We start from the raw sequence: 24,230 nt of genomic DNA, 5'->3' as shown, positions 1-24,230 counted from the left end.
GTGATGACAAGTGTCGGCCCTGCGCCTGTTCTTCGTAGCGACAATGCCTATTCAAGCGAGAAGCTGGATGGGTTTTCCTGCTCCACGAACGTACGCTGGGATTGAAGTCAACGTAGGTTTCGTAAACTAGATGGAGAGTACTCACTGTTATTCGCCCAACTGGGCGATATAAACCTTGGAACTGCATGAAATCAACGTTGAAAAGATACCTACGCGGTGAGGTCCCCCTGGGCCGCGTCTTCTGGTTCGATATGCTGCTGGTCGGCACGATCATCAATGCGCTCACAAGTGCATGTGCCCTGATTGCTTATGCCCTGGACCTTCCGGGTTGGCTTGCATTGGCCATTTTCCTTTCGCCGGTGCCATACAAACTCGCCCTGTGTCTCTTTGTCTGGCGTTCCGCCACTCGGAAACCCTCGGCTTGGAGTGACGTGGCCCGAGGCGGCGCGGTTCTTTGGCTATTGATGGTGCTTGTATTGTAGCGAACCGCCGTCGGGACATTTTAGTTGGCTTTGGGTTGACAGGCGATGAGAGAGTGTATGCTGCCAGTGATTTCAAAGAGGCGTTCGAGATCGCTCGGTCCGAGGGATTGCGTGCAACCGCTCATGCTGGCGAGCATCTTGGCCCCGATACGATCATCGAGGCCATCGAAACACTCGGTCTGGAACGCGTAAGGCATGGAGTTCGGGCTATCGAGTCCGAAGCGGTTGTCCGGCAACTAGCATCCGCAAAGATCCCACTTGAGATTTGCCTGTCGAGCAACCTGGCCCTCGATCTTTATTCCTCGATTGAAGTTCATCCCCTTCGGTACCTAGCCGCGGCAGGTTGTGTTGTTGTGCTCGGAACCGATGATCCTGCCTACTTCTCGACCAATATCGCAGCGGAATACGAGCTTGCGGCCCAAGTGGGTATCTCGGCGACCCAAATTACCAAGCAAACGGTTTTAGCCTCGTTTTGTGACCACAGAATTCGAGAATATCCGTCGGAGATGGCTCTGTGATGATTATTATTACGAGCGGAGTGAAGGGCGAGCTGTCGCCTGAGGCTACCCGATACTGCTGCCGCCTCGTCGCGCACTGAACGAATGACCGCGTCCCTGGTAGACCTATTTGGACTTGCCAAGTAAAATGATCCTAAATTTCAATCATACTTGCGTGCCCATTAGCTGGGGCTTAGCCTGCGATCGGTTCGGGGCAATTGCATGCTGCATAAATTCAAGGCGATCGAGGAGATCGGCCGTTTTTCCAAGCTCACTCATAAGGCCGAGCCATTCTCGAGGCTGTCACTGATTTTTGGACGCAACGGGTATGGCAAGAGCACGCTATGCTCGATCTTGAGATCCGCCACCGAAGGTCAGGCCAGCCACATCGCAATGAGGCGGCGGCTGGGTGCCGTCAACGATTCAAGAGTAGAAGCGTTGTGGGCCTCAGGCTCGACCTACGCTTATAGCGCCGGCAAGTGGAACGCCTGTCCCGGTAAAATCTACATTTTTGACCAAGAGTATGTATCAAAAAACCTGCATGTCGGCGACAGCGTCACTCGCGAAAACAAGCGTAGCCTTCTTCCTGTCATTCTCGGTGATAAAGGCGTGGCGCTTTCTGAAAAGGTGACCTCGCTGGATAGGGAGCAGCGAGAGGTCAGCGAGAAGCAGAAAGTTCAGGAACGAATTATCCTCGCCAGGTGCCGGTCGCTCAGCACGAGCCAGGTCCTAGCTTTCTGTAAAGCCATCATTCCAGAAGACCTGCAGGACAAGATCAAGAGTTGGGAAAAGCGGGTCGCGCTCGCCAAGCAGGCCGTGGTTGTCAAGCAGAAGCGAAACCCGCCAATCCTAGAAATAGCAGGTCTGGAACTGGCTGGTGAGCTGCTCAGCAAGACTATCGACGGTCTGGGCGAAAGCGCGGCCCAACGGGTCACAGATCATCTGGCAGCACATGACCTTGGTCCACGCGCCCACAATTGGCTCCAGTACGGTTCGGCCCATGCTCCGCAGGACCATTGCCCGTTCTGTGATCAGGGCACCAGTGGCAATGCTCTGGTGGCTGCCTACAAGTCCTTTTTCAGCGACGAGTTCAAGGCGCTTAAGGCTCAGATTGATGCGCTCGCCGGCGTTCTGAATAGCCTTGGCGAGCTCGATGTCCAGGTGCAGGAAAATGGGGCTGAATTCGCCTATTGGGCCGCATTATGCGATCTCAGCACGGTTCCAACGCTGATCGCAGACGAAATCGCACTGGTGCGAGAAGGTCTCGATAAACTCAGGGCGCTGGCGGAAGCAAAACAGCGTAACCCCTTGGAGGCCATCGACATGGGTCTGGGCGGCCCCGCGGTTCGCAATGCGGTTGGGGTGCTTGTCGCCTACAACGAGCAGGTCACAGCAGCGAATGTCGTGATCGATCAGGCTCGGGTGGATACGATGGCAGGCGATGTCGCTCAATCGGAGAGCACTCTCACCAAATGGCAGGCAATGGCAGAAAGGTCGACGGAGCCGGTAAAATCGGCCGCCGAGGAATATGTGGCAGCGGAGGACCGGCTTGAAGCGATAAAACGGGACAAGACGGCGGCGCAGAAGGAGCTAACCACATACACGGGAGAGACGATGTTTGCGCGGCAAACGGCAGTGAACGAGCTTCTTTTCGATTTCGGCGCGAGCTTCAGGATCGTTGATGCCAAAACCAATTATGTTGGTCGCGAGCCAAACACCGAGTTCGCCATCGAAATCGGTGCTCACAAGGTCAAAGCGGGCGATAGATCGGGCACCGAGCCCAGCTTCAAAACGGTGTTGAGCGCCGGCGATAAAACCACGTTAGCCCTGTCCTTCTTCATCGCGCAGATCAACGCGGATCCTAATCTGGCTGACGCCATTGTGATCTTTGACGATCCTTTCAACAGCCAGGACATGGACCGCCAATTTCAGACGACGAGCCATACTCGCTCGATCGGCGCGAATGCGTGCCAGACCATCGTCATGTCGCATGATCCTCGCTTCCTCAATCTAATCGAGAAGAACGCTGATCAGTCGACAATCCGCAGCTTCCAACTTCAATGCAGCGATTCTGGGGAAGGAAGCCTTTCCCAATGGGCGAGTGCCGATGAGCTGAAGTCGCTTTATGTGCAGCAGTCCGAGATGATCAGGGAGTACGCCACCCACCAGAAGATTCTGAAGGGCCAGACCACAAACAGCATCAAACAGGCAATTCGACCCTTCCTTGAAGACTATTTGCGCCTACGTTTCCCCGGTCGCTTTCCAGACCAAACCCATATTTTCGAGATGGCGGGATCAATACGAGACGCTGGGCAGACAGATCCTCTGGCCCACGCCGTCGTCCACCTATTCGCCCTGAATGAATATACGCGCCCGAATATGCATGGTGGCGGAGACGCGCCGATACCCAGCGAATTGCGGACCCACTGCCGGAAAGTCGTGGCCATTGTCGGCAGCTACTAGTCGCGGAACAGACCCAGACCGGCCCCGCTAGGCTGTAGACGCCGAAGTCCACCTCAGGGTTCCGCTGATCCCTGCTGGATGTATTGCATGGGGTCGGAAGTGGACGTTCCACGATCGCGGGTGGCCAAGGGCCTCCGAAGGGCTCGTCTTGGGTGGCAAGCGGAAGGACAGCTTCGGGCAACGAGCGCTGCGATAACAGCGTTCAGGCGATGTCCCCTTTGACGATGACCAGATCCCGCTTCGATGCTTTCAACGCGAATTCTCGCGCCGCGATGTAGGCGGGATCGTCGTAGCAGGCGACCGCCAGTTCATAGGTGGAAAACTCCACGATGATGACCCGCGCGGTCTCGCGCGCTTCCTTCAACAATGGTGGAACCGTTATCGGGTTGAGGCGCGCCTGGTATTTCTCCGCGATCGGGGCCCAGAGTTTCCCGTATTCGGCCTGGGCCTCCTGGTCGGTGACGGCCGTGCCGAGAATGAGCCAATAACCCTTCATAAATGCCTCCTAGCTGCTACGCTGACCACCAACGCCAAAGCGAGATTTGAATCATGATCCTTATTACAGCCGCGACGGGCCAAGTTGGAAGTGCTGCCTTGAATGCTTTGGCCGGCGGCGGCGCAAAGGTCCGCGCCCTTGTTCGCAACCCGTCCTCGTTTGTGGCACCTGACGGCATTCAGGTGGCGCAAGGCGATTTCGATGACGAAGCATCGATCGCTGATGCCCTCAAGGGCGTTACCGTCATGTTGCTGGCAGGCCGGGATAGCCCGGATTCGGTATCCCAGCATAAGCGGGTATTGGCGCAGGTTCGCCAGTCTGGGGTTCGTCACATCGTCAAGCTCTCGGCCATCGGCGCGTCCTTGTCGTCGCCTGTGGCGCTGATGCGCGAGCATGAGGAGGTTGATGAGGACGTCCGCAAGGGGTCGGCCACCTGGACTTTTCTCAAGCCGCACCTGTACATGCAGAACCTGCTGCGCGCTGCCGAAGCTGTCCGCACGAAAGGCCTGATTTCTGCACCAATGGGAGTAAACAGCATTCCGCTTGTTGATACCCGCGATGCTGGCGAGGTGGCGGCCATGGTGCTGCGCGATCCTGCGGCCCACGTCGGCAAGGAATACGCGCTGACCGGGCCGGAGGCCGTCAGTTATGACGACGTGGCCGAAGCCCTCACGACCGTTGCGGGTCGTCCGGTGAAGTATGAGGCAGTTGCACCCGAAGAATACGAGAACCGCCTTCGGGCGACGGGAATGCCAGACTGGCGGGCCTTCGACCTCGCCCATATCGCCTCTGCATACAGCGACAATGACAACGCCCCCTCACCAGACATTGCAAAGCTCCTTGGAAGACGGCCGAAATCGCTATCCGAGTTTCTTGAAGACCATCGGGGATTCTACTCCGCGCATCAGGGTTGAGGCCAGAATCGACCGTCGCGCAAGAATCTGTCGCGTCTGGAGGGGTCATACAGCGCGAAGATTGGGCCGAGTGGGGTCTTAGGTCACGGGAAAACAGGCCCTCCCCTGCCTCTCGTCGGTTGCAAGGCTTTCATTTCAGGAGATGGCGCACTGCCACGCGCTCGTGAATCAAATTCGGGGCGCAATAATGCAATCCTCGGTCGCCCGTAACCCCGCCTTACAGCAAGCATTTGACGGCTTCATTCGCGATGAGCTGGAAATTGAGCGGCTCAAATCTCGCTTGGATGGAACATAATGCGCAACTTTATAAGAATATCCTAACATATATGATTGAGTAACCTTATTTCTTGGTTACATCGCGCTTTGATCGCGCTGGATACAAAGTGGCGAAACCAAGTTAACTTTGTGATTGCCATGAGACCTTTGACGTGCGTTTATTCCGCCGGGGCTTGAAGGGATTTCATTTTCAGCACGCGAGCTGAACATTTGCATACGAGAGGGAGGGCGATGCGGCATCGTACCACCACTGTCCGGGCCAAGCTCCTTTTGTCCGGTACCGCCCTGATTTCAGGAATTATCTTTCTCTCCTCCAACCCAGCTTATGCAGACTGCGCCCTGGTTCCCACACCCCTAAACGACACTTTCGTCTGCGATAGCGGAATACACATAGGCGATGTTTCCGACCTGAATGGCGACAATTCGCTGACGATGCCCGTTGGCGGCACAGGCACGATCGACGGTGATGTCACTTTTGGCCCCGGCGTGGACACAATCGAAATTCATTCCGGCGAGATTATCGGCGAAGTCCAGCAAGGCGACGGCGTCGATGATTTCATCATGACCGGTGGCCAGATCGGCAAGCTCAACCAGGGTGGTCATTTCGATACTTTCTTCATGTCGGATGGGCGCATCGTCGATGCCTTCGACGATGGCGATTATGCTGTGATGACCGGCGGCCGCATCGGGCGCGTCAACATGAAGCTCGCTGACAACACTTTCATCATGTCTGGCGGCACGATCGACAAGAATCTCGTCGCCGGTTTCGGCGATGACACCATAATCCTGTCCAACGGCACGATCGGCGGCAATATCAGCGTCAGCGGTGGCACCGACAGCGTGACTGTCACAGGCGGCACGATTGGCGGCGAGGTACGGTTGAGCGTCGGCAACGACACGTTCACCTGGGACGGCGGCGGCATCATCTACGGCCTGGTCGACCTTGGCGGTGACGACGACACGGCATCGCTCAGCAATCTGACCGACGCCAATATAGGGGCAACGCCGCAGATCACCGGTGGCACCGGCACGGACGCCCTCACCTTCGATAACGTCAAGACGGACAATGTCACGCGTTTCGACAGTTGGGAGACGATCGACCTCACCAACGACAGTCAACTTGTCTTTGACGGCACGCTGACGCTGGGCGACAGCGGGACGGGGACCGGAACCCTTTCCGTCGATGCCGCCAGCACGATTTTTGGCGGCGGCCAGAACGGCGCTGTCTCCGCCTTCGACGGCACGCAATTTGCCAACGTCGTCAATGCGGGGCGCATCGACCTGACCAATGGCAACGGTGGCGCGAATGATACGTTCACGGTCCACGGCAATTATATGGGCCAAGGCGGCGAGGTGCTGCTGAACACCGTTCTCGGCGACGATTCCTCGGCTTCCGACAAGTTGGTGATCGACGGCGGCACGGCCAGTGGCACAACCGGCCTCGCCGTCTTCAATGCCGGAGGCGGCGGCGATGTCACGACGCAGGACGGCATCAGGGTCGTAGAGGCTACCAGCGGGGCTACGACCGATAGCGGTGCCTTCGCCCTCAACAACCGCGTCGCTGCCGGCGCATACGAATATTACCTCTTCAAGGGCGGCGTTTCGGCCAATACAGAAGAAAACTGGTATTTGCGTTCGACAATCGTAGCGGGTTCGGAACCGGCAGCCGCACCTGATCCGGTAGCGCCGCCTGCAACGGCGGAGGTGCCTCCGGAGGAACCGGTAATCGTGCCGCCACCTCCACCATCGGAATTACCTCCCGTTCCGTTGCCATCGGAAGGCGACGCGACCACGGACCCCGTGGACAGCACCCCTCCGATCGCTGCCAGTGCGCCGGAACCGGAAGCGCCACCGGCTCCGGCCGCGGCCAAGCCGGCGGATCCGCCGCCCCCGCCGCCTACACCATCGATCACGCCGCCGTCGCTTCCCGGTTCCGCCGCCACGCCTTCGACGGCCGGCGCGACACCCGTTGTCGCCGATGTCGTGCCGCTCTATCGCATCGAAGTGCCCACCTATTCCGTCGTGCCGATGGTCGCGAGCCATATGGCGTTTTCGACGCTCGGCACCTTCCATGAACGGCGCGGCGAGCAGATCCTGCTCAACGGAGCAGGCGGCTATCTGCCGGCGACTTGGGGCCGTGTTTTCGGCCAGGACACCGAGATGAACTGGAGCGGCACGGTCGACCCGAGCTTCGGTGGCAATGTCTTCGGTTTCCAGGCCGGTCAGGACCTGTTCGGCCGAGAAACCGACAATGGCCATATCGATCGCTTCGGCCTGTTCGTCGGCTATGCCCATATGAGCGGCGACATACGCGGGCAGGCGCTCGGCTGGAACAATCTTGCGGTCGGCGATCTCGATTTCAGCGGAACCAGCTTCGGCGGATATTGGACCCATATCGGTCCCAGCGGCTGGTATCTGGACGGCGTTGTGATGGGCACCTGGTTCGATGGCGATGTCTCCTCGAAAGCCGGCCAGTCCATCGACATCGGCGGAAGCGCGGTGACGGCGTCGCTCGAAGGCGGATATCCCATTGTGTTGAACGACCAATGGACGCTCGAGCCGCAAGGCCAGATCATCTGGAACCACCTGTCGCTTGACGATCAGGCGGACCGCTTCTCGACCGTCACCTTCGACGGCGACGACGCGGTCAGGGGCCGGCTCGGCGTCAGACTGCAGGGCAAATTCGAAACCGGCAGCGGGACGCTGCAGCCCTATCTCAAGGCCAATATCTGGCATGACTTTTCCGCCGAACAGACGGTTCGCTTCGCCAACGATCCGATCGTCACGGAGACCAAGGGTACATCGCTCGAAATCGGCGGCGGCATCGTCGCCAGCCTGACGAAGGATCTGAGCCTTTTTGCAACTGCCGACTACACGACCAATCTCGGTGGCGAAAAGACCCGCACCTGGGAAGGCAATCTCGGGCTCAACGTGAAGTGGTAATCCGCTGAGATCATCGGATCACAAAACCTGGAGAGACTGTTATGGAAGCCATTATCGGACAACTTATCGGCGGTCTCATTGGCGGAGCGGCCGGCGGTAAGGTCGTCAAAGGCTCGGATCTCGGAAACACCGGAAATCTCATTGCCGGTGCGATCGGTGGCGTCGGCGGCGGGCAGTTGCTCGGCGCTCTCATGGGCGGAGCAACAAGTGCTGCGGCGACAGGTGCAGCATCAGGCTTCGATATTGCCACCTTGGCTAGTCAAGTTGTCGGCGGCGGTGTCGCCGGTGCCATCCTTCAAATCGTCGTGGGCTTCATCAAGAACAAGCTGATGGCGCGGGCATGACCTGCCGATCTGATCCAAACTGACGTTGGAGTTTTGGAAATGGGAATTTTTGACAAGATCAAGGGTGCGATATTCGGCAGGGCCACGGCAAGCGATATGCCCGCCGGCCAGCAGAGTGCATCGCCCAAGCCGAACGTCGTTATCGGCTCCGCAGCGGCAATTCCTGCCGCGCCTGCGGCCCCCGCAGCACCAGTCCCTTCCGCACCAAACTCGCCGCAGGCAGAGATCGATGTTTCCGCCATTCTGGATCAGGCTGTAAAGGCTACGGGCCAAAAGCTGAACTGGAAGACTTCCATCGTCGACCTGATGAAGGCGCTCGATCTCGACAGCAGCTTGAGTGCCCGAAAAGAGCTGGCAAAGGAACTGAACTATGCCGGCGACACCGGTGATTCAGCCAAGATGAACGCCTGGCTTCACAAGGCGCTGATGCAGAATCTTGCCGAAAACGGCGGTAAAATCCCCGACGATCTCAAGAACTGAATGGACATTGCGAAGTGCTAGATAGGTGCTGTCCTCGCTCGTGAGCGGCAGCGAGACAAGGATTGACGACGATGCGGTCAAAAATAATTGCTGTCGCTTTTGCTCTTCTTTTTGGAATCTCGGCTCCCTCGCTGGCCAAAGCGGCCAATGGCTACGCCACCGGAAACGTGAATATGCGGTCCGGACCGGGCACCGAATATGGGCGGATCGCGACCATACCGGCGGGAGCTGGCATTACCATTCGTGGATGCCTCAGCGGCTATAACTGGTGCGATGTGAGCTTTGCCGGCCGGCGCGGTTGGGCTTCCAGCAACTACCTTCAGGCGGTTTATCAAAATCGCCGTCGACCGCTGATCTTTGTCGGCCCTCGCATCAGACTACCGATCATAACGTATCATCGCCCGCGACCACCGTATTTGAAACCCCATCGGCCGCGACCGCCGCATTGGAAGCCAAATCGGCCACGGCCACCTCATCACCGCCCCCGCCCTCGGCCGCAACCGCGTTGATGGAGGGATCTGATGAAACCTCACGCCCTCCTGCCGCATGTCGCCACACGCCTTTCCATGACGGATCGTGAGATCGCGAAGGAATTGGGGTTGTCGATCACCGCCCTGCGATCGCTCAATAGCCCCACCTGCCCACGCTATTTGCAATTGGCGCTCGCGGCAATGATCGTCGACATCGACCCCGACGCAATTTTGCGGATGTCTTCACCCTCTAAAACGTCGCCGGCCTCTTCGAGAGACCAACCCCTCAACGCTTCTCCCAAGCAAAGGGCGGGTCTGTCTCATGCGCCGAATATGGATCGTGGTTTCGATTATTAGCTTGGTGCTGCTTGCCGGCTCGGGAGCAGCATTGGCGGATAGCTGTTCTGCAATCAGAAGCCAAATGCGAGTAAAAGCCGGCGTTTCAACCTCCCAAATAGCCCAAATTCGCCGGCAGATCGCCGCAATTCGGGCGATCGAGAGAAAACGATCGTGCACAGCCGAAAAGGCGGCCGCGGGAGGCTTCTTCAACGCTTGCCGAAGCAGCGCCAGGCAGCGTGCGGACGCTGAGCGCGAACTAGCGGCCGCGCAAGGCGGTGGTGGAGCGTCATTGAGAGCAAGATACAAGGCGCTCGGATGCGAAACCGCTACCCGATCACATCCTGACCAGAAGGAGCGGTTGATCAAACCGGACACTCCCAGGCGCTCCGGCCCGAAATACGCGGGTGATACCATCTTCTATTGTGTGCGGCCCTCAGACGGGTATTTCTTCCCGGCACCCAAATCGCAATTCGCCAGAAAGAACTATCCCGAGATCGCCGTCGATCAGTGCCGCTTCATTTGTGAAGAGCCCACCATGGCGCTTTACGTGCTTGAGGACCCAGAACTCGAGACCGAAGAGATGCTTTCGGTTGAAACAAAAACGCCGTATCGGGAACTTCCCACGGCTTTTCGCTATCAAGCCAATGAGTTTGAGGCCTGCAATTGGTCGCGTTATTTTGCCCGCGTCAAAGAGCTTAAGGCTCGAACCGTCACGCCTGGAAACCTGAAAAATGCTATTATTCCGGCCCCGACATTCAGACCGGGGCAACAAGATGAGCTTTTGACCTCCGCTTACAAAACAGAAGCGGACGTGGAAAGCGTCCATCGAAAAGTCCGCGTCGTCGGTCCTACGTTTTTGCCCGATGAAAAAATCAGATTTCGTGAAATCAGTAATCGGGAGAAACAGAGGGGCAGCCTAGCCAACACTGTCGAGACGTTGATCAAGCTGCGGTAGTGCTCTCGCGTATTGCTAATGTCGGAACGCGAAATTGGTGTGGTCTTCAGCAGACAGCGCAAAAAGAAATGCCGTGAGTGATAGCATTGGCGGAACGAGAGCGATCGAGCGTCTGCTGCCGATCTGTAACGCTACTCTACTTGGTCCGACTATATGTTGTCTCCGGTCACACCAATCTCTGATTTTGGCGAGCGATCGCCTTCACGGAACTCGCCAAGGCCAAGTCCGCTTTCCAAGCAGGTTGGACAGACATAGGCGAATGGCTGCACCAGAATCCGGACCGTGGCCGGGAGCTTGCACCGATCACAGCAGGCACAGGAAGATTTTGGAACCCAAGCTGGTCGCATAGATCCATCTATATGACACTGCCACCATGGGCAGACGGGAATGAACGGGCAACCTAAACACGTGTTCCATCGCTGTCAAAAATGACGTTTAATTTTCGAAATGATCCGCAAAAATCAAGGCGGATCGCCAACCATTTTCCAGACCTGTGCGATAACTGCCTCGAGTTGTGACCCCTCCAGGGTGTCGTGCATCAGCAGTTCGCCTGCCACGAATTCGACCGCAGGCCGACGGCGCACCACCAGCTTGCGGGCGGTTTCGTAGGCATTGTCCAGCCGTGCATGTACGCGCGCCGCCAGTTCCCGGTTTTGGGAAAGCACCGAGGATCGATCTTCCATACTGCGATATAGCAATGGCCATTCTTGTGCGAAGCCGAGCTTGGTTTCCATGTCGAATGCAACGCGGGTTGCCAAGGCGAGATCACTGGTATCGTCACCACCGGCGCATGCTGTGATCGACCCGAGCAGTTCCTGTTCGGCCGCTCGTCCAGCCAGCGAATAAACCAGAATTCCTGTCAGCAGTTCTTCCGTTTTTTCGTAACTTTCCTCGGTGGCCCCGGCGACATAGCCTCCTTCAGAGGCGTCGATTGTAATCATTGTAATGGTGCCGAGTTCCAGCCGGATGCGCGCGACCGCATGGCCGGCTTCGTGGACAGCGAGCCGAAACCTTAAATGATCCGATCTTTCGAGTTTCGACGAGACAAGGATTGCTTCAATGTCGGCAAAGCTGAACGGGCGCTTCTCGCGACGGGCTTTCTGGCGGGCTTGCCTCACCACACGTTCGACGTCGGCACCGGTCATACCGTTGGCTTTTCGGGCGAGATAGCGAAGAACGCCGTTTGCGGCAGACGGGTCAATCGCGGGAGAATTCATGACGAGCTTCCGTTTCCGATGAACTCGTGCCCCTTCCACGATGTTCGTTTGGCGTTCCGCCTGCGCTTTCGTTTGTTATCCGACCGTTCCCTGACGTTTGGCGCGGCCTCCTGCATGCCACCCCTCACAGTCACCGGAGCACTGACAACGATCGCGTCGAGATCATTCTGCAAATGATGACGAAGGATGCCGATGAGCGCCGCTGTATCCGGTCGTGGGATTTCAATATGGGTCTCGAGCCGGCCCGAGCGCAGCAGCGCTTTGTCGATGACGCCTGGGTTGTTGGCCGCTCCGACAATGACGACGCCGGTGGATTTCACCGTTCCGTCGAGCAATTCCAGCGCCTTGTTGACGACGCTCGTCCAGTAGTCGTCATAATCTCGCGACCGTCCGCGTCTGCCGATCCCGTCGATTTCATCGATGAACAGGATGGATGGACTGTGTTCCTGGGCCTCGGCAAAAACCTTCGACATCCGTTTCAGGACGTCGCCGAGATGGCCACACTCAAGCCAGGTCGTTACCGACGTGGCAATCAGGGGAACCTCGAGCGTGTTGCACAAAGCCTTGGCAAACTGCGTCTTGCCCGTTCCTGGAGGGCCGAAAAGAAGCAGCTTCGTGACCATATCTTCCCATCGAAGGGTCCCGGCGCGCCAAAACTCCAAATCGTCTTTCAACGCCAGCGCCCATTCGGGAGCTTCTTCGCCGTAACCGAACAATGTCTCGATACGCAGGGTGAACCGATCCTTGTCGTCGTCTCCCGTCAGTTCCACAGGCAGAATGATTTCGCTGGCTGAGCCAACATTCTTGCCGCGATCGTTCTTTACCGTGGAATTCTGGGCGGGCTTTTTCTCGTCTGATAGCTTATGGACTGTATAGTCATCCGTTTCTTCGTCGCCGGCAGCACTGCGTCTTTCCTCTACGATTTCGCGAAGGACGGCGATTGCCCGCGATGGCAAAACACCGGGGCGGATTGCGGTCGCCAGATCGGCAAGCCCGAGCAACGTGCAATCCTCAGGTTCCAAGGATTCGTCAGGGGGGCTATCCAGAACCGCTTCGATTGTTGCGTTCACAATCTCCGCGTTCAGATCTCCGCAATCGAGATTAAGTTCGGCTGCGGCGAGGAGTTGGCTTGGCATCGTATGGGGCTTCTCGGCAACGCCGAGTATGGGTAAACCCGTCAGCGCTGCCTGGCCAATCTCCCCATCGTCATCGATGCACTGCCATCCCGCAAAACAAACCACTTCCCATTGAGGCTCCCCGGTTTGCGCAAAGCCCATTCCTCGTCCCCGGCGAATCTTAAATCCGTTCGTCACGGCGACTTTGCCTGGCAGGATGATGCCTCGCTCAAGGAGGCTAACAAAGCTGTCTTCGAATCCAACCACCTCACAAGAAACCGCAACTACCGGCTGTGGGAAGCCCAGGATGCGGAGCGCCTCTTTGAGACGGATTGGATTGCGATCAAGGCCCTGAGCGACAAGCAGGAGTGTTGCCACGTCTTGCGCGCGCAAGGATTCAGCAGAATGGCGCACCATCCGAACCAGTTTCTCAACCGATAGCGCAGATCCGGCGGCGTCACTCAGTTCACCAATCCCTGAACCTACCCGATTGTCGCCATCGCTATGGCCGGAAGAACTTACTGTCGCGCTGCCCGGCGTAATTTCTGAATCTAACGGTTCGGCGACATCAATAGGCAGGTTGATCGCGTCCTCGTCTGAACCAAATTCCCAGAGTTGCCGGACGGAACGTCGGTGGATTCGGTGAAGGATTCGTCTGACCTCGGCCTCGCTCTTGTCGTAAACGGCCGGGCCAAGCTGGAAGGTTTTGACACGGCGGCCATCGATGATCGTTACCTCGAGGTCAAGGATTCCCACTTTGATCGCCTGTTCCAGCGCGGCATCCTGGGCAGCGTGACGAAGCCTATGCAGGAAATACCGTGCGAGCCGGCGGTCAAATGTTGACACCTCGGCTTCTGACATGGCGGCCATGTCAACAATTCCCCGTGTTATCGTCCAAGCGTCGCCCAAGTCGATACCAGCGAGAATACGAACGCGCCCACCCGAGTTCTTCCGAGATAATGTGGATTTCCGAGGTCACGATCTCCTGTCCTTCGCCGACAAGGATTGGATGTCCTGTCGACAGCCCCGCGAGACAGGGGGCTGGCCTGAACGCGAATTTCCAATCTTCAAGAATTGGCGCATCTGGATGGGCCCTGGCGAGCATTTGATCGAGGGGCAACGCGCTCGTGCTGACGACCTCGATATCGGCCGCCAGACTTTTGAAGCGGTCGATTTCAGCGCGGATGGCCGCGAGAACGAAATTCGGAATCTGATTTTCGAAGCGATACATGTTTGGCTCCCTTATTACCAAGTCCCATGCCGCGCACGATCCTGGCGGCAACATACTGTGACCTCGACCGAGTTTTCGGCACTCGCGATTCGCATGCCTTCGATCTACGAAATCGCACGCGTACAGCGACATGGTCATTCTGTACCTGATTCGAATCCTTGTGTCGATTATCTGATTTGGAATGTACCAAATGTTGACAAAAATATGCCGAACCTCGCTTGCTGATGTATGGACTCCTTTTCTGAAACGATCCGGATGATGCGGGTAGCGAGGGCCCTGCTGGAGCTTAGCCAGGAAGAACTGGCCAAACGGGCGGGCGTCGGACGGCAGACGATCGTCCGCATCGAAGCGGGCGGTAAGGGCGTTGCCTTCGACGCAGTGGACAAAGTTCGAGGGGCGCTCGAAAAGGCTGGGGTGGTGTTCTTGCCTTCGTCCGCGGAGCACGGTCCAGCTATTGCGTTGCGGAGGTCAACGACCGGCAACTGACCGAAGCGTAGTCTGCCCAGGGGACCTGTCGTGAGAAAGGATTTGCGCTTCTGAATTCAGGAACGATGGGGGAGGAATCATGAGGAGACTTTGCGAGATGCGTTGGACGCCTTTCTCGTGATGTGAAACACGGAGATGACATGTCGGATTTGCCGGATCTAAGGGCTCTGTGGATTGGCCGGATGCTTTCCGGCTTGACCCAGCAACAACTGGCCGACCTAGCTGGAGTAAGTAGAGGAGCCATTTGGCGCATCGAAAGCGGCAATGAGAGAGTAACCCACGGTACTGTCAGAAAGGTTCAGGCTGCCTTGGGTCGGCAAAAGATCGACATCTTGAAATCGACAGAACAGTATCGCTGGTTAGTTGGCGTGAGGCGGTGAAGTCACCCTAGACGATAACATAACTTGAGCTCGAGCGGCCGGTTGGTCTCGATCGAGCCTCCCACAGCGCCCTGTGTGAATGACGGCAATTGGCGCATTTATTCTAGTCGCATCGGTTCAAATGACGACGCAGGCAAAATTCGATATTATCACCTTGTCTAGAAGGCCGCGATCTTCGTTCACACGCGGCCAGCCGAGTTCCGCAAAGGCCCGATCACCCTTGGAAGCCGGACAAGCCGCCGTCCTTGTCAAAGAACGAAGGTGACAGCCAAAGCCTGCCTTCGGCCATGGTCGTACTGATGACGGGCATCCCCGTCACGCCTGAGGCGGAACACCCCATTGCGGACTGACCGCGAAAACTGCTCTTCGGTAGCTCCATCACACAGCCTCGCCGTTCATTGGTCTGCAAATGTCGTATTTTGCTAGGTCAAGCACGGGCAAAGAGCTTTCGCCTCCCGGTTGGCGTCGCACTACCGCCACCGACGAAGTCTCGATCGGCTATCTGGGGGGCCTGGCAGAAGCGCCACAGTTCCGTGCCTGCGGCGGCCATGGGAAACGGCCCTCTCTGTATTCGCAGAGAGCGACCCCGCGCTCGGAGAGGGAACGCCGTATCACGCTCGCCCGAATCTCGGACGGTCGCTGTGGATCTTGGCCATCTTGCTTACCCTGTGGCTTGGACCTGTTGCGGTGCTCCTGATCTTCCTCGAACCTGACAACGTGTTCAGCCAGATCGCGATCTTCTTCAGCAAGATGGCGATGTGATGTTTGGCGGGGACTATGCAGTACTATCCTACGTGGCCCAGCAGGCCGTCCAGAGCTATGGCTGGCTCCAAGCCGGGTGAGGAGCTAGATGGATTGGCAATGGCGAAAACGCCCCCTGGTGCGGGCCATGGTGGTCGTGCAGTTCGTAGGTTTTATGGGAGCTTATCGCGGCCACGGCTCGCTAGGAATCTCGCGGTCTGCTTCGCGCCACATTTTCTCTTCCACGAAGCGGCGCGGTGGCAAGGGTCCTCGATCTTCCAGACTGGCGACCTTCAGATTAAAGGCTGTCGTGCTGCCGACCCGCCCGCTTGCTCGCTGCTAGGGGGGTCTCTGGCGCATGTCAGGCGTAGTGCTCTGAGCACGTGCCGAGCAAAATGAAACGCACCGGGCCTGATTCGTCCATAAACGGGATCACGTACAGTCAGTTCTTTGGAGCAGTAGTCTGATCGAGGATCAGCGTGAGGTTCCGCTGTGTCTACTCCATGATTGTTTCGGCAAGCATTTCGACACCCGGTAAGCACAGCATCATCGGCAAGCCATAGCTGGTCCGCCGCCACGGGTTGGCCGACGGCAATCTGTTTCGGCAGGATCCAGTCCTTGACGATGTAGTAGACTGCGGGGATTCCGATCAGAACCAGGATAGTTTGAAGAGGTCAGGGCGTTGAATTCTTAACGGATCGGAGCGCAACAGGATGCTGTGCACTCGCTTCAATCCTGTCATTGCATCGCGCTACAAAGCGCCAATCCTGCTCCGTCAATTTTGGCGCAAGTTTATAATCACAGGTTTCGATCCCATAAAGACGATATCCTTGATATAATCGATTATCAATCCAATCCTTTAAGCAGAACAATGGGTTCTTTAAGCGCATCTTTTTGTCAAACGTGTATTAAGGATTCGATTTCTCCATTTTTTTCGACGATACCGTGATAAATTCAACAACATATTATAATCATGACATCGTTTTCTACCTATGATTCGATAAAGACTTTCCAACAACGAAGATGCATGCTACTCTTACGGTGATTTTCATAGCGGCAAGGAGGTCGCTTCCTCAGGACCATCCTGGCAGAGGTGGTTCTGCGTGCGAACTAGCGTCTATCGGCGAGTCCAATATTTAGGACACCAAAACTAGCTTGTTGTCACGACGGCATGGGTCGAAGACGAGGCCAATCAGCGCAAACCGGGCGTATTGGAAGGGGAGAGAGATGCAAATTCCACCGACTACAGATTGGGATATTCCAAACATCTATTACCGTGACCTGAAGTGCTGGGGCATCCCCTGGTGCCACCGCCATCTGATGCGATTGGTGCGTCGCGAGATGTTCCCGCCACCGTGTGAGCTATCACCCCGGAAGCATGCATGGACCTTCCGCCAAATCTGGAACTGGCTTACAGACCACAAGCCAGGCCTTTGAGCTCATACCCAGAGGCACGGCTGCCGGGTGCGGCCTCACTTGTTCCGGCCAGGACTCCGCTGGATTAAGTCGGGAAAACCGAATGGATATCGGCCAATCACGGCCATAGTTGGAGATTCGGTCCCTATTTCGGTGCCTACATCTCCCCTGCCTTCTGAGTAAGCCATCGCGCAAGGCGAACTAATCGGCAAGCGCCACCTTCTTAAGGTATTGACTCCATAGAGAAAATGCAATGGTGGGCCCGGGAGGACTCGAACCCCCAACCAAGCGGTTATGAGCCGCCGGCTCTAACCATTGAGCTACAGGCCCCACGCGGGCTGGATAGTGTTTTTCGCTTCGCCGCACAAGGCTTTAGCGTAGAACCTTCCACAGTCGCCTAAATCGGTCCACATTCGTTCCCTAGGGCATCGGACCGAAACGTGCTTACCGGTTTTTTGGAAGATCCGGTGCTCGAACAAAAAGATGGAGCGGCAACTCGGATTTATCCGAGCGTCGACGCTCCAGCCCGCCAATCCCACAGGCCTCGCAATATTTTTGGAGATTTCGATGACCAGACCTTGTTTGCCGCTCGCGCTTGCAGCCGCGATCGCATTTCCGGCGGCGGCCTTTGCGGCCGATTCGGCAAAAACGCCGCGCATTGTCGTGACCGGCGAAGGCGAAGCGACCGTCGCGCCCGATATCGCGCTGCTGTCGCTTTCCGTCATGCGCGAGGCCAAGACCGCGCGTGCGGCGCTCGACGCCAACAACGACGCCATGGCGGCGGTGATCGCGGCGATGAAAGCCTTCAGCATCGCCGACCGTGATTTGCAAACCGCCGGCATCCAGATCAACCCGCGCTACAACTACACCAACAAACCGGACGGCAGCCAGGACGCCGAACTTGTCGCCTATCAGGTGACGAACACGCTTTCGGTGCGCGTGCGCGACATCGACAAAACCGGCGATGTGCTCGACAAGGCGGTGTCGCTCGGCGTCAACCAGGGCGGCGGCATTGCCTTCACCAACGACAATCCGGCTGCAACGCTCACCGAAGCCCGCAAGAACGCGGTAGCCGACGCCATCGCCAAGGCAAAGACGCTGGCCGATGCCGCAGGCGTGTCGGTCGGTCGGGTGCTGGAGATCACCGACCAGGCAACTGCCCCCTCGCCCATGCCGCTGCGCGCCAAGAGTTTCGATGCGGCCCGCGCATCCGTTCCCGTAGAGGCCGGCGAGAATGCCTACAATGTGCAGGTCAACGTCACCTTCGAACTGAAGTGAAGCCGTTGAAACCGGGCAGAAGTCCGGGAATTTGCGCCTGACCAGAAAAACCCCGGAGGCCAGCCTCCGGGGTTTTCTTTTGGGTCGTTTATCCAAAAATCGGTTGGCGGGTCTATCGATAGATGATCGGGCAGCCGCGCTCATTGCCGAACACCACGGTCACGCGGGATCCGTACTTAAGGCCGGCGACCTTGACGGTGCGGCGGCTTCTGTCAACGACGCGGGCGCGGCGCAAACCCATGCGCTCGGCCTTGTCCAGCGCGCGGTCGGATGAGCAGGCACGGCGCCAGTGGCGGTTCCGCTCATCGTGCCTGTCGCGGCGCACATGTCGGATGCCGTGGTCGCGGCTTCCTTCATAAACGCCGACACGGGGGCCGCTGCCGCCGCCGAAACCAAGATAAATGCTATCCGCCTGGGCTACCGCCGGCATTGCCGCCAACGTGCCGAAGCCGACAAGCGCCGAAAGCGCCATGGTCCTGATCGTGTTCAACATCGTTCATCTCCTTTGCAGCCGGCCCGATTGCCGCCTTCATGCGATGACCGGACCATGCGCCCCCGCGCCTGAACCTTTCGCGAACCGGGCGTTCATTCGTCGTTCATGCGGCGGCGGCGATGAATTCCACACCGCCTATGGCTCTTCCTCCAGCATATGGTCGAAATAGTCGTCTGCATCGGCAAGATCGTCCTCGCTGGCGGTAACGCGGCCGATCATCGAGATACCGGCTTGATGCACCGTCTGCGCGTCGCCCGAAACCAGTCTGTGCCACCAGTAGAGGTCGCGCCCCTCCGCGACCAGGCGATAGGCGCAGGTGGCGGGCAGCCAGCTTATGGTGCGCACATTGGCGGGCGTCAGCCCGACGCAATCGGGCACCCGCGCCAACCGGTTCGCATAGTCAAAACAGCGACAGCTTTGCGCGTCGAAAAGGCGGCAGCCGACGCTGGTCCAGTAGATTTCGCCGGTATCCTCGTCCTCCAGCTTCGACAGGCAGCATTTGCCGCAGCCGTCGCAGAGCGACTCCCACTCGGCGGGGCTCATTTCCTCAAGTGTCTTGGTTTTCCAGAATGGCTCTTCCATAGACTGGGATGTGGCCCCGCATCGCCGCCAGGTCAAGCAAGTCCGCCGCCCTGACACACAGCTTGATCCAGGAAACACGATTTTGCCTTGAAATGGCCGGCCAATCGCCGCCTCGCTTGTCCACATCGCCAATAACGGGAACAAATGGCGTTCCCACCGGTTTGCCGAATGACGAACCAAAGGAGAGAGAACATGAAACGCCAACCAGGCATTCTGGCCGGCACGGCCCTCGGGCTGTTGATGGCATCCGCGCCGCTCGGCGCATTCCCGCTTCAAGACAGGCAGGCGCCGCAACACATCTCGACGCTTCCGCTCCTGCTTGCGCAGGACAACTGCAGAAAGAATGAAAGCGCGGAAGACTGCGCGGCAAGACAGGCCCAGTCACAAGAGCCGCAGGCGGCCCCCGAGCCAGAGGCACAGCCGGCCCCTGCCCCGGAACCCGAAGCGGCACCCGCTCCCGAGCCGGCACCAGAGGCCGCTCCTGCGCCCGAACCCGAGAAGAAGGCTGCGCCCGAGCCACAGCCGCAAGCCGAACCGGCTCCAGCCCCTGCCCCGGAAGTAGTCCCGGCACCAGCCGAGGAAGTTGCACCGCAGCCACAAGCCAAGCCAGCGCCTGTCGAACAGGAACAGAAGCCGCACAAGAAGAAGCGGGAAAAACAGGCCGAGCCAGCCCCTGCACCAGAGCCCGCGCCAACACCAGAGGCGGCTCCGGCACCAACGCCGACCGAAGAAACCGCGCCGACGCCGCAGGCCAAGCCCGCACCGGTCGACGAAGCGGCGCCCGAGGTGAAGCAGGAAAAGGCGCCAGCGCCCGCTCCTGCTCCCGAAGCGACGAAGCCTGAGCAAAGCAAAAAGCCGGTGACCGGCGAGCAGACGGCACCTGCCGAGGGCAAGCAACCAGTTCAGGGCGAAGCCCCGGCCGATCCCAATGCCGCGCCAATCCTCGACAGCCAGAAGGATGCCAGGCGTCCGCGCGATAACGACGACAAGGGCGGCAAGCGCGAGCGGGAAAAGCCGGCGAACCAGAACGAACAGGCAGAAACGCCGGCGCCAGAGGTCGATCAAGGCCCGCCGCCTACCGACGACAAGGCGGCCCAGCAGGCGATCCAGCCGACGAAGATCGAGCCGGTGACGGAAGAAAAGGGCAAACGCCGCGAAAAAGCGCCCGATCGGCGAGACCGCGACCGTCGTGATGGCGTGGATGTCTTGAAGGAGATCGGCGATCGCGTCATCATCGAGCTTGGCGGCGAGGCCATGGTGGAGAGCAACGAGCGGCCGCGCATGACCCACGGCGCCAAGGACGTCTACTACGAAGACCTGCCGCGCGGACGCACCCGCGAGACGATCGAACGCGGCAATGGCGACCAGATCGTCACCATCCGTAACCGCCACGGCGATATTCTCCAGCGTTCGCGCATTACACCCGATGGCCGCGAATATGTGCTGAACTATGTCGACGAGAGCCACTATGGCGACGACCGCGAATGGCGCGATCCCGGCGACGACCTGCCGCCCATGCGCCTGACCATCCCGCGCAACCGCTACATCCTCGACTCCGAATCGGTGGACAGCCCCGATGATTACTACGAGTTCCTGGAACAGCCGCCGGTCGAGAAAGTGCAGCGCCTCTACTCGGTTCAGGAGGTCAAGCGCTCGGCGCGCGTGCGCGACATCGCCCGGCGCATCGATCTCGATACGCTGACCTTCGAGTTCGGCTCGGCTTCGATCCCCGACAGCGAAGTGCAAAAACTGGAGGGCGTGGCGACGGCCATGGAACGGCTGCTGGAAAAGAACCCGGCGGAAACCTTCCTCATCGAGGGCCACACCGACGCGGTCGGAACCGACAATGCCAATCTGGCGCTGTCGGACCGGCGCGCCGAGGCGGTGGCGGAGGCCTTGACCAACGCTTTCGGCATCCCGCCGGAAAACCTGGCGACGCAAGGCTATGGCGAGCGCTACCTGAAGGTGAGCACGGATGCGCCCGAGCGGCAGAACCGCCGCGTCGCCATCCGCCGCATCACTTCGCTGGTGGCCCCGGTCGCCAGCGCGCAATAGACGGGATCCGCGATTCGGTGGTCCTCATTGAATCGCGGAACCACCCACACCAAATTAGTTCGTGGGCGTTCCCTGCCCCGTCCCGCCTCCAGCGGGACAGAAGCCCCGCCGGTCCCCTCGCCGGCGGGGTTTTTTTCGACTCTTGTCGGCGCAATTACGAACGGAAAGCCGGATCCAGCTTTTCCGGCAATCGCTTCAGAACATGCTCTTCACCTTGGTGTCGGTTCGGGCAAAGACCTCGTCCGGCACGAAGAAATCTCCGACCAGCGGACCTTTCGCGCCGGGCGCATAGTGCGAGAAATCGGTGACGCCTTCGGCGCGCAAAACTTCCTCGTCGATGTAGAAATTGCCGGTCGCCTCGCGTGACGGACGCATCAGGATGGCATGTGCGGCATCGGCCATGATTTCGGGCGAGCGGCTCATGGCGGCGACCGAAGCGCCACCCAGCAGATTGCGCACCGCCGCCGTATCGATTGCCGTGATCGGCCAGAGCGAATTGACGGCGATGCCAACCGATGCGAACTCGGCGCTCATCCCCAGCGTGCACATCGACATGCCGAACTTGGCCATCGTATAGGCGACATGGTTCTTGAACCACTTTGCCTCCATGTCGAGCGGCGGCGCCAGATTCAAAATATGAGGATTCTTCCCCAACTTCAGGTGCGGAATACACATTTTGGAAACCAGGAAGGTGCCGCGCGTATTGATCTGGTGCATCAGATCGTAGCGCTTCATGTCGGTTTCCAGCGTCCCGGTAAGCTGGATGGCGCTGGCGTTGTTGATGCAAATGTCGATGCCGCCGAATTTCTCGACGGTTTTCGCAACCGCCTCGGCCACCTGCGCCTCGTCGCGAATGTCGCAAACCACCGGCAGCGCCTTGCCGCCCGCCTGCTCGATCTCGTGTGCCGCCGAATAGATCGTGCCGGGCAGTTTCGGGTTCGGTTCGGCGGTCTTGGCGGCAATGGTGACATTGGCGCCGTCGCGCGCCGCCCTCAGCGCAATCGCCAGCCCGATGCCGCGCGACCCGCCGGAGATAAACAAGGTTTTTCCTTTGAGCGACATCGACGCGATCCTTCCGTGGAAAGATGCCAATGTGGCCTTCGGCCCGCACCGCATGCAAGCGTTATTAGGCGCGAGGGAGGTTACGCTGCGTACCGCGCGGGGCGCGGCCGCCGGTCTCAGCCGAAAAGCCGGTCGCCCTGCTCGTCGACGATCTGCATACCCTTGCGGATGGACACGTCGACCGCGTCGTCAAGGCCGGCAAAACGGTCGGCGCGAATGAACCGGTGTTCCTTCACCTCACCGTCGATCTCCTTCGAGACGGTGCCGGAAGTCTGGTACTGCCCGTCCGCCTTGAACGGCGTCGCGCTGATCGTAAAGCCCTTGTGCTCGACCTGCTTTGCCGGCGCGCCGGGGCCGGCAGCCGCCGGCTCGCTCGATCCGCCACCGAACAGACGTTTGAAAAAAGACATGGCCGACCTCCACACGCAAATATCCTGCCCGGCAATTTGCAAGGCACGATGATTTCCTAAAGGTCATTCGAGAAGCGGGCAAGGGTCACCGCGCATGGGCGGCAGCAGCGCAGAAAGCCCTCACGGCGTTTTCCGGCGATCTGGTTCATTCTCGGGATTGTACATATGGTGCCGGAGGTCCTGCTTCCAGCGCTTTTCGCCTATCATGCAATCATAAGGCTGCGTTGCCTTGGCCAAGATGATTTTTGGCACGCCGCCGGGATCGGGCAGCCTGTCATGCACCAGTTCGAGCAGAAGCTTGCGGCGTATCGCTTCCGGAAATTGCTTCCAGCCGTTGACCGATATGACGAAAGCGCCGGGTCCGCCCATGACGCATTCGGCAAAATAGCGGTCGAGTTCCGGCACGTCGTATATCTGCGGGGCAGCGCCCGACAGGATCGGCAGACCGTTGATGGTGATGCCCTGCCGCACGACGGCATCGCGCGTCGGAGCCATCGCCGGCCCTTCATTGTTCGCGCCGTCGCTGGAAACATCGATGATCCGCTTGATGCCCTTGAACGGGCTTTGCGCCAGCAGGTCCGCCCCGAAATGGAGCGCCCCTGAAATCGAAGTCCGGCGCGGTTGCCAGGCGGGCAGTTCGGATATCGTTTTCGCGACATGTTCCGCATCGGCCTGGCCGGCGACCAGCGTCCACGGCACGATGACCTTCTGATAGGTCACGCCGGCCCATTCGAAATAGGTTATCGCCACCTTGCCATGCATGCCGGAAGTGATGGCACGCACGACTTCAGGATCTGTCAGCGCAGCCGCATAGCCATCGCGCTGGATCTCCAGTTCCTCGACAGTCATCGAGACAGAAATGTCTACCGCCAGCACCAGTTCTACATCGACGGGTTCGCGAGGCTGGGAAAAACTGTGTCCCGCGGGAAATAAAACGCCGAATACGAGAACGGGGGCAAGCCATCTGAGCATTCCCTAGTCTACACAAGGAAAGCATATAGGAAAGCCCCGGACGCAAAGCTGACTCGGGCCATGCACTGGGTGTCGCGCCCCAATAATCGGCCTCCGTTTTGACATGGGGTGTTTAGCGGGGCGCCTCGCATGC

The 24,230-nt window shown here is 58.7% G+C and carries 23 protein-coding genes, 1 tRNA gene and 1 pseudogene; 14 read left to right on the top strand and 11 right to left on the bottom strand.

Features of this window, described 5'->3' with window-relative positions; genetic code table 11:
* Positions 1-454: 454 nt before the first annotated feature.
* Together ACX3P1_RS03920 and ACX3P1_RS03915 are read left to right on the top strand one after the other, a co-directional pair.
* Positions 455-1,000 (top strand): amidohydrolase family protein, encoded by a 546-nt coding sequence (locus ACX3P1_RS03920; protein WP_459078226.1) that lies wholly within the window; start codon positions 455-457, stop codon positions 998-1,000.
* Between the two features lie 201 nt (positions 1,001-1,201).
* Positions 1,202-3,442: an AAA family ATPase gene (locus ACX3P1_RS03915; protein ID WP_459078225.1), complete on the top strand. Its 2,241-nt coding sequence runs from the start codon at positions 1,202-1,204 to the stop codon at positions 3,440-3,442.
* A gap of 202 nt (positions 3,443-3,644) precedes the next feature.
* Here the strand turns inward: ACX3P1_RS03915 and ACX3P1_RS03910 are convergent, their stop codons facing one another.
* Positions 3,645-3,938 (bottom strand): DUF1330 domain-containing protein, encoded by a 294-nt coding sequence (locus ACX3P1_RS03910; RefSeq protein WP_459078223.1) that lies wholly within the window; start codon positions 3,936-3,938, stop codon positions 3,645-3,647.
* A gap of 53 nt (positions 3,939-3,991) precedes the next feature.
* On the opposite strand from ACX3P1_RS03910, the gene ACX3P1_RS03905 reads away from it, so the two are divergent.
* On the top strand, positions 3,992-4,852 hold the full coding sequence (locus ACX3P1_RS03905) for an SDR family oxidoreductase (protein WP_459078222.1): 861 nt from the start codon (positions 3,992-3,994) through the stop codon (positions 4,850-4,852).
* A gap of 630 nt (positions 4,853-5,482) precedes the next feature.
* Here the strand turns inward: ACX3P1_RS03905 and ACX3P1_RS03900 are convergent.
* Entirely contained in the window at positions 5,483-5,731 is a 249-nt protein-coding gene (locus tag ACX3P1_RS03900) for a hypothetical protein (protein WP_459078221.1), read from the bottom strand.
* Between ACX3P1_RS03900 and ACX3P1_RS03895 the strand changes: the two genes are divergently transcribed.
* From ACX3P1_RS03895 to ACX3P1_RS03870, 6 genes are all read left to right on the top strand, one after another.
* The gene (locus ACX3P1_RS03895; protein ID WP_459078220.1) at positions 5,690-8,071 is read left to right on the top strand and encodes an autotransporter family protein; all 2,382 of its coding nucleotides are present in this window, start codon (positions 5,690-5,692) and stop codon (positions 8,069-8,071) included. The two genes, ACX3P1_RS03900 and ACX3P1_RS03895, sit on opposite strands and share 42 nt — an antisense overlap.
* A 41-nt stretch (positions 8,072-8,112) precedes the next feature.
* A complete protein-coding gene (locus ACX3P1_RS03890; protein ID WP_459078219.1) occupies positions 8,113-8,415 on the top strand; it encodes a hypothetical protein in 303 nt (100 codons plus the stop codon).
* 39 nt (positions 8,416-8,454) lie between these two features.
* Positions 8,455-8,895 carry a DUF3597 domain-containing protein gene (locus ACX3P1_RS03885; RefSeq protein ID WP_459078218.1) on the top strand — a complete coding sequence of 147 codons (441 nt, stop codon included), beginning with the start codon at positions 8,455-8,457 and terminating at the stop codon, positions 8,893-8,895.
* Between the two features lie 71 nt (positions 8,896-8,966).
* Complete coding sequence (locus ACX3P1_RS03880) at positions 8,967-9,404, top strand: SH3 domain-containing protein (protein ID WP_459078259.1); 438 nt, start codon at positions 8,967-8,969, stop codon at positions 9,402-9,404.
* A gap of 12 nt (positions 9,405-9,416) precedes the next feature.
* Positions 9,417-9,722, top strand: a complete 306-nt coding sequence (locus tag ACX3P1_RS03875) for a hypothetical protein (protein WP_459078217.1) — start codon at positions 9,417-9,419, stop codon at positions 9,720-9,722.
* A 4-nt stretch (positions 9,723-9,726) separates the two neighbouring features.
* Positions 9,727-10,659, top strand: coding sequence for a DUF2865 domain-containing protein (locus ACX3P1_RS03870; protein WP_459078258.1), 933 nt, complete (start codon positions 9,727-9,729; stop codon positions 10,657-10,659).
* 461 nt (positions 10,660-11,120) lie between these two features.
* Here the strand turns inward: ACX3P1_RS03870 and ACX3P1_RS03865 are convergent, their stop codons facing one another.
* From ACX3P1_RS03865 to ACX3P1_RS03855, 3 genes are all read right to left on the bottom strand, one after another.
* Complete coding sequence (locus ACX3P1_RS03865; protein WP_459078257.1) at positions 11,121-11,804, bottom strand: ATP-dependent metallopeptidase FtsH/Yme1/Tma family protein; 684 nt, start codon at positions 11,802-11,804, stop codon at positions 11,121-11,123.
* A 68-nt stretch (positions 11,805-11,872) separates the two neighbouring features.
* Positions 11,873-13,861 carry an AAA family ATPase gene (locus ACX3P1_RS03860; RefSeq protein WP_459078216.1) on the bottom strand — a complete coding sequence of 663 codons (1,989 nt, stop codon included), beginning with the start codon at positions 13,859-13,861 and terminating at the stop codon, positions 11,873-11,875.
* 1 nt (position 13,862) lies between these two features.
* Positions 13,863-14,222, bottom strand: coding sequence for a DUF6634 family protein (locus ACX3P1_RS03855; RefSeq protein ID WP_459078215.1), 360 nt, complete (start codon positions 14,220-14,222; stop codon positions 13,863-13,865).
* A 228-nt stretch (positions 14,223-14,450) separates the two neighbouring features.
* On the opposite strand from ACX3P1_RS03855, the gene ACX3P1_RS03850 reads away from it, so the two are divergent.
* The 3 genes and pseudogenes from ACX3P1_RS03850 to ACX3P1_RS03840 form a co-directional block, all read left to right on the top strand.
* Positions 14,451-14,708 (top strand): helix-turn-helix domain-containing protein, encoded by a 258-nt coding sequence (locus ACX3P1_RS03850; protein WP_459078214.1) that lies wholly within the window; start codon positions 14,451-14,453, stop codon positions 14,706-14,708.
* 140 nt (positions 14,709-14,848) lie between these two features.
* On the top strand, positions 14,849-15,088 hold the full coding sequence (locus tag ACX3P1_RS03845) for a helix-turn-helix transcriptional regulator (protein ID WP_459078212.1): 240 nt from the start codon (positions 14,849-14,851) through the stop codon (positions 15,086-15,088).
* A 669-nt stretch (positions 15,089-15,757) separates the two neighbouring features.
* A pseudogene (locus ACX3P1_RS03840) lies at positions 15,758-16,034 on the top strand (chromate transporter); the annotation flags it as partial.
* Between the two features lie 1,465 nt (positions 16,035-17,499).
* On the opposite strand, the gene ACX3P1_RS03835 reads toward ACX3P1_RS03840, so the two are convergent.
* A tRNA-Ile gene (locus ACX3P1_RS03835) sits at positions 17,500-17,575 on the bottom strand.
* A 237-nt stretch (positions 17,576-17,812) separates the two neighbouring features.
* Here ACX3P1_RS03835 and ACX3P1_RS03830 point away from each other — a divergent pair.
* On the top strand, positions 17,813-18,523 hold the full coding sequence (locus tag ACX3P1_RS03830; protein WP_459078211.1) for an SIMPL domain-containing protein: 711 nt from the start codon (positions 17,813-17,815) through the stop codon (positions 18,521-18,523).
* A 112-nt stretch (positions 18,524-18,635) separates the two neighbouring features.
* On the opposite strand, the gene ACX3P1_RS03825 is transcribed toward ACX3P1_RS03830, so the two are convergent.
* Complete coding sequence (locus ACX3P1_RS03825; RefSeq protein ID WP_459078210.1) at positions 18,636-19,016, bottom strand: hypothetical protein; 381 nt, start codon at positions 19,014-19,016, stop codon at positions 18,636-18,638.
* A gap of 135 nt (positions 19,017-19,151) precedes the next feature.
* Complete coding sequence (locus tag ACX3P1_RS03820) at positions 19,152-19,559, bottom strand: YcgN family cysteine cluster protein (protein ID WP_459078209.1); 408 nt, start codon at positions 19,557-19,559, stop codon at positions 19,152-19,154.
* A 231-nt stretch (positions 19,560-19,790) separates the two neighbouring features.
* Here ACX3P1_RS03820 and ACX3P1_RS03815 point away from each other — a divergent pair, with 231 nt between their 5' ends.
* Positions 19,791-21,653, top strand: a complete 1,863-nt coding sequence (locus tag ACX3P1_RS03815; protein WP_459078208.1) for an OmpA family protein — start codon at positions 19,791-19,793, stop codon at positions 21,651-21,653.
* A gap of 195 nt (positions 21,654-21,848) precedes the next feature.
* Here ACX3P1_RS03815 and ACX3P1_RS03810 read toward each other — a convergent pair whose 3' ends face one another.
* The 3 genes from ACX3P1_RS03810 to ACX3P1_RS03800 all read right to left on the bottom strand — a co-directional run bounded on the left by ACX3P1_RS03810 (position 21,849) and on the right by ACX3P1_RS03800 (position 24,097).
* Positions 21,849-22,715, bottom strand: a complete 867-nt coding sequence (locus tag ACX3P1_RS03810) for an SDR family oxidoreductase (RefSeq protein WP_459078207.1) — start codon at positions 22,713-22,715, stop codon at positions 21,849-21,851.
* A 116-nt stretch (positions 22,716-22,831) separates the two neighbouring features.
* Positions 22,832-23,125, bottom strand: coding sequence for an HlyU family transcriptional regulator (locus tag ACX3P1_RS03805; RefSeq protein WP_459078206.1), 294 nt, complete (start codon positions 23,123-23,125; stop codon positions 22,832-22,834).
* Positions 23,126-23,245: 120 nt separating this feature from the next.
* Positions 23,246-24,097: a DUF1194 domain-containing protein gene (locus ACX3P1_RS03800; RefSeq protein ID WP_459078205.1), complete on the bottom strand. Its 852-nt coding sequence runs from the start codon at positions 24,095-24,097 to the stop codon at positions 23,246-23,248.
* Positions 24,098-24,230: the final 133 nt, after the last annotated feature.

This window comes from Mesorhizobium sp. A623, assembly GCF_054489405.1.
Note: the sequence above shows the minus strand (reverse complement) of the source record. Positions and strands in the feature narration are given on the sequence as shown.

Bases quoted from the DNA above. Each gene is read 5' to 3' on its own strand.
- ACX3P1_RS03855 (WP_459078215.1), bottom strand. From the start codon at position 14,222: ATGTATCGCTTCGAAAATCAGATTCCGAATTTCGTTCTCGCGGCCATC.
- ACX3P1_RS03875 (WP_459078217.1), top strand. From the start codon at position 9,417: ATGAAACCTCACGCCCTCCTGCCGCATGTCGCCACACGCCTTTCCATG.
- ACX3P1_RS03865 (WP_459078257.1), bottom strand. From the start codon at position 11,804: ATGACCGGTGCCGACGTCGAACGTGTGGTGAGGCAAGCCCGCCAGAAA.
- ACX3P1_RS03915 (WP_459078225.1), top strand. From the start codon at position 1,202: ATGCTGCATAAATTCAAGGCGATCGAGGAGATCGGCCGTTTTTCCAAG.
- ACX3P1_RS03880 (WP_459078259.1), top strand. From the start codon at position 8,967: ATGCGGTCAAAAATAATTGCTGTCGCTTTTGCTCTTCTTTTTGGAATC.
- ACX3P1_RS03845 (WP_459078212.1), top strand. From the start codon at position 14,849: ATGTCGGATTTGCCGGATCTAAGGGCTCTGTGGATTGGCCGGATGCTT.
- ACX3P1_RS03885 (WP_459078218.1), top strand. From the start codon at position 8,455: ATGGGAATTTTTGACAAGATCAAGGGTGCGATATTCGGCAGGGCCACG.
- ACX3P1_RS03860 (WP_459078216.1), bottom strand. From the start codon at position 13,861: ATGGCCGCCATGTCAGAAGCCGAGGTGTCAACATTTGACCGCCGGCTC.
- ACX3P1_RS03850 (WP_459078214.1), top strand. From the start codon at position 14,451: ATGGACTCCTTTTCTGAAACGATCCGGATGATGCGGGTAGCGAGGGCC.
- ACX3P1_RS03805 (WP_459078206.1), bottom strand. From the start codon at position 23,125: ATGTCTTTTTTCAAACGTCTGTTCGGTGGCGGATCGAGCGAGCCGGCG.
- ACX3P1_RS03820 (WP_459078209.1), bottom strand. From the start codon at position 19,559: ATGAGCCCCGCCGAGTGGGAGTCGCTCTGCGACGGCTGCGGCAAATGC.
- ACX3P1_RS03800 (WP_459078205.1), bottom strand. From the start codon at position 24,097: ATGCTCAGATGGCTTGCCCCCGTTCTCGTATTCGGCGTTTTATTTCCC.
- ACX3P1_RS03910 (WP_459078223.1), bottom strand. From the start codon at position 3,938: ATGAAGGGTTATTGGCTCATTCTCGGCACGGCCGTCACCGACCAGGAG.
- ACX3P1_RS03890 (WP_459078219.1), top strand. From the start codon at position 8,113: ATGGAAGCCATTATCGGACAACTTATCGGCGGTCTCATTGGCGGAGCG.
- ACX3P1_RS03900 (WP_459078221.1), bottom strand. From the start codon at position 5,731: ATGACCACCCTGGTTGAGCTTGCCGATCTGGCCACCGGTCATGATGAA.
- ACX3P1_RS03830 (WP_459078211.1), top strand. From the start codon at position 17,813: ATGACCAGACCTTGTTTGCCGCTCGCGCTTGCAGCCGCGATCGCATTT.
- ACX3P1_RS03905 (WP_459078222.1), top strand. From the start codon at position 3,992: ATGATCCTTATTACAGCCGCGACGGGCCAAGTTGGAAGTGCTGCCTTG.
- ACX3P1_RS03815 (WP_459078208.1), top strand. From the start codon at position 19,791: ATGAAACGCCAACCAGGCATTCTGGCCGGCACGGCCCTCGGGCTGTTG.
- ACX3P1_RS03825 (WP_459078210.1), bottom strand. From the start codon at position 19,016: ATGTTGAACACGATCAGGACCATGGCGCTTTCGGCGCTTGTCGGCTTC.
- ACX3P1_RS03810 (WP_459078207.1), bottom strand. From the start codon at position 22,715: ATGTCGCTCAAAGGAAAAACCTTGTTTATCTCCGGCGGGTCGCGCGGC.
- ACX3P1_RS03895 (WP_459078220.1), top strand. From the start codon at position 5,690: ATGACCGGTGGCCAGATCGGCAAGCTCAACCAGGGTGGTCATTTCGAT.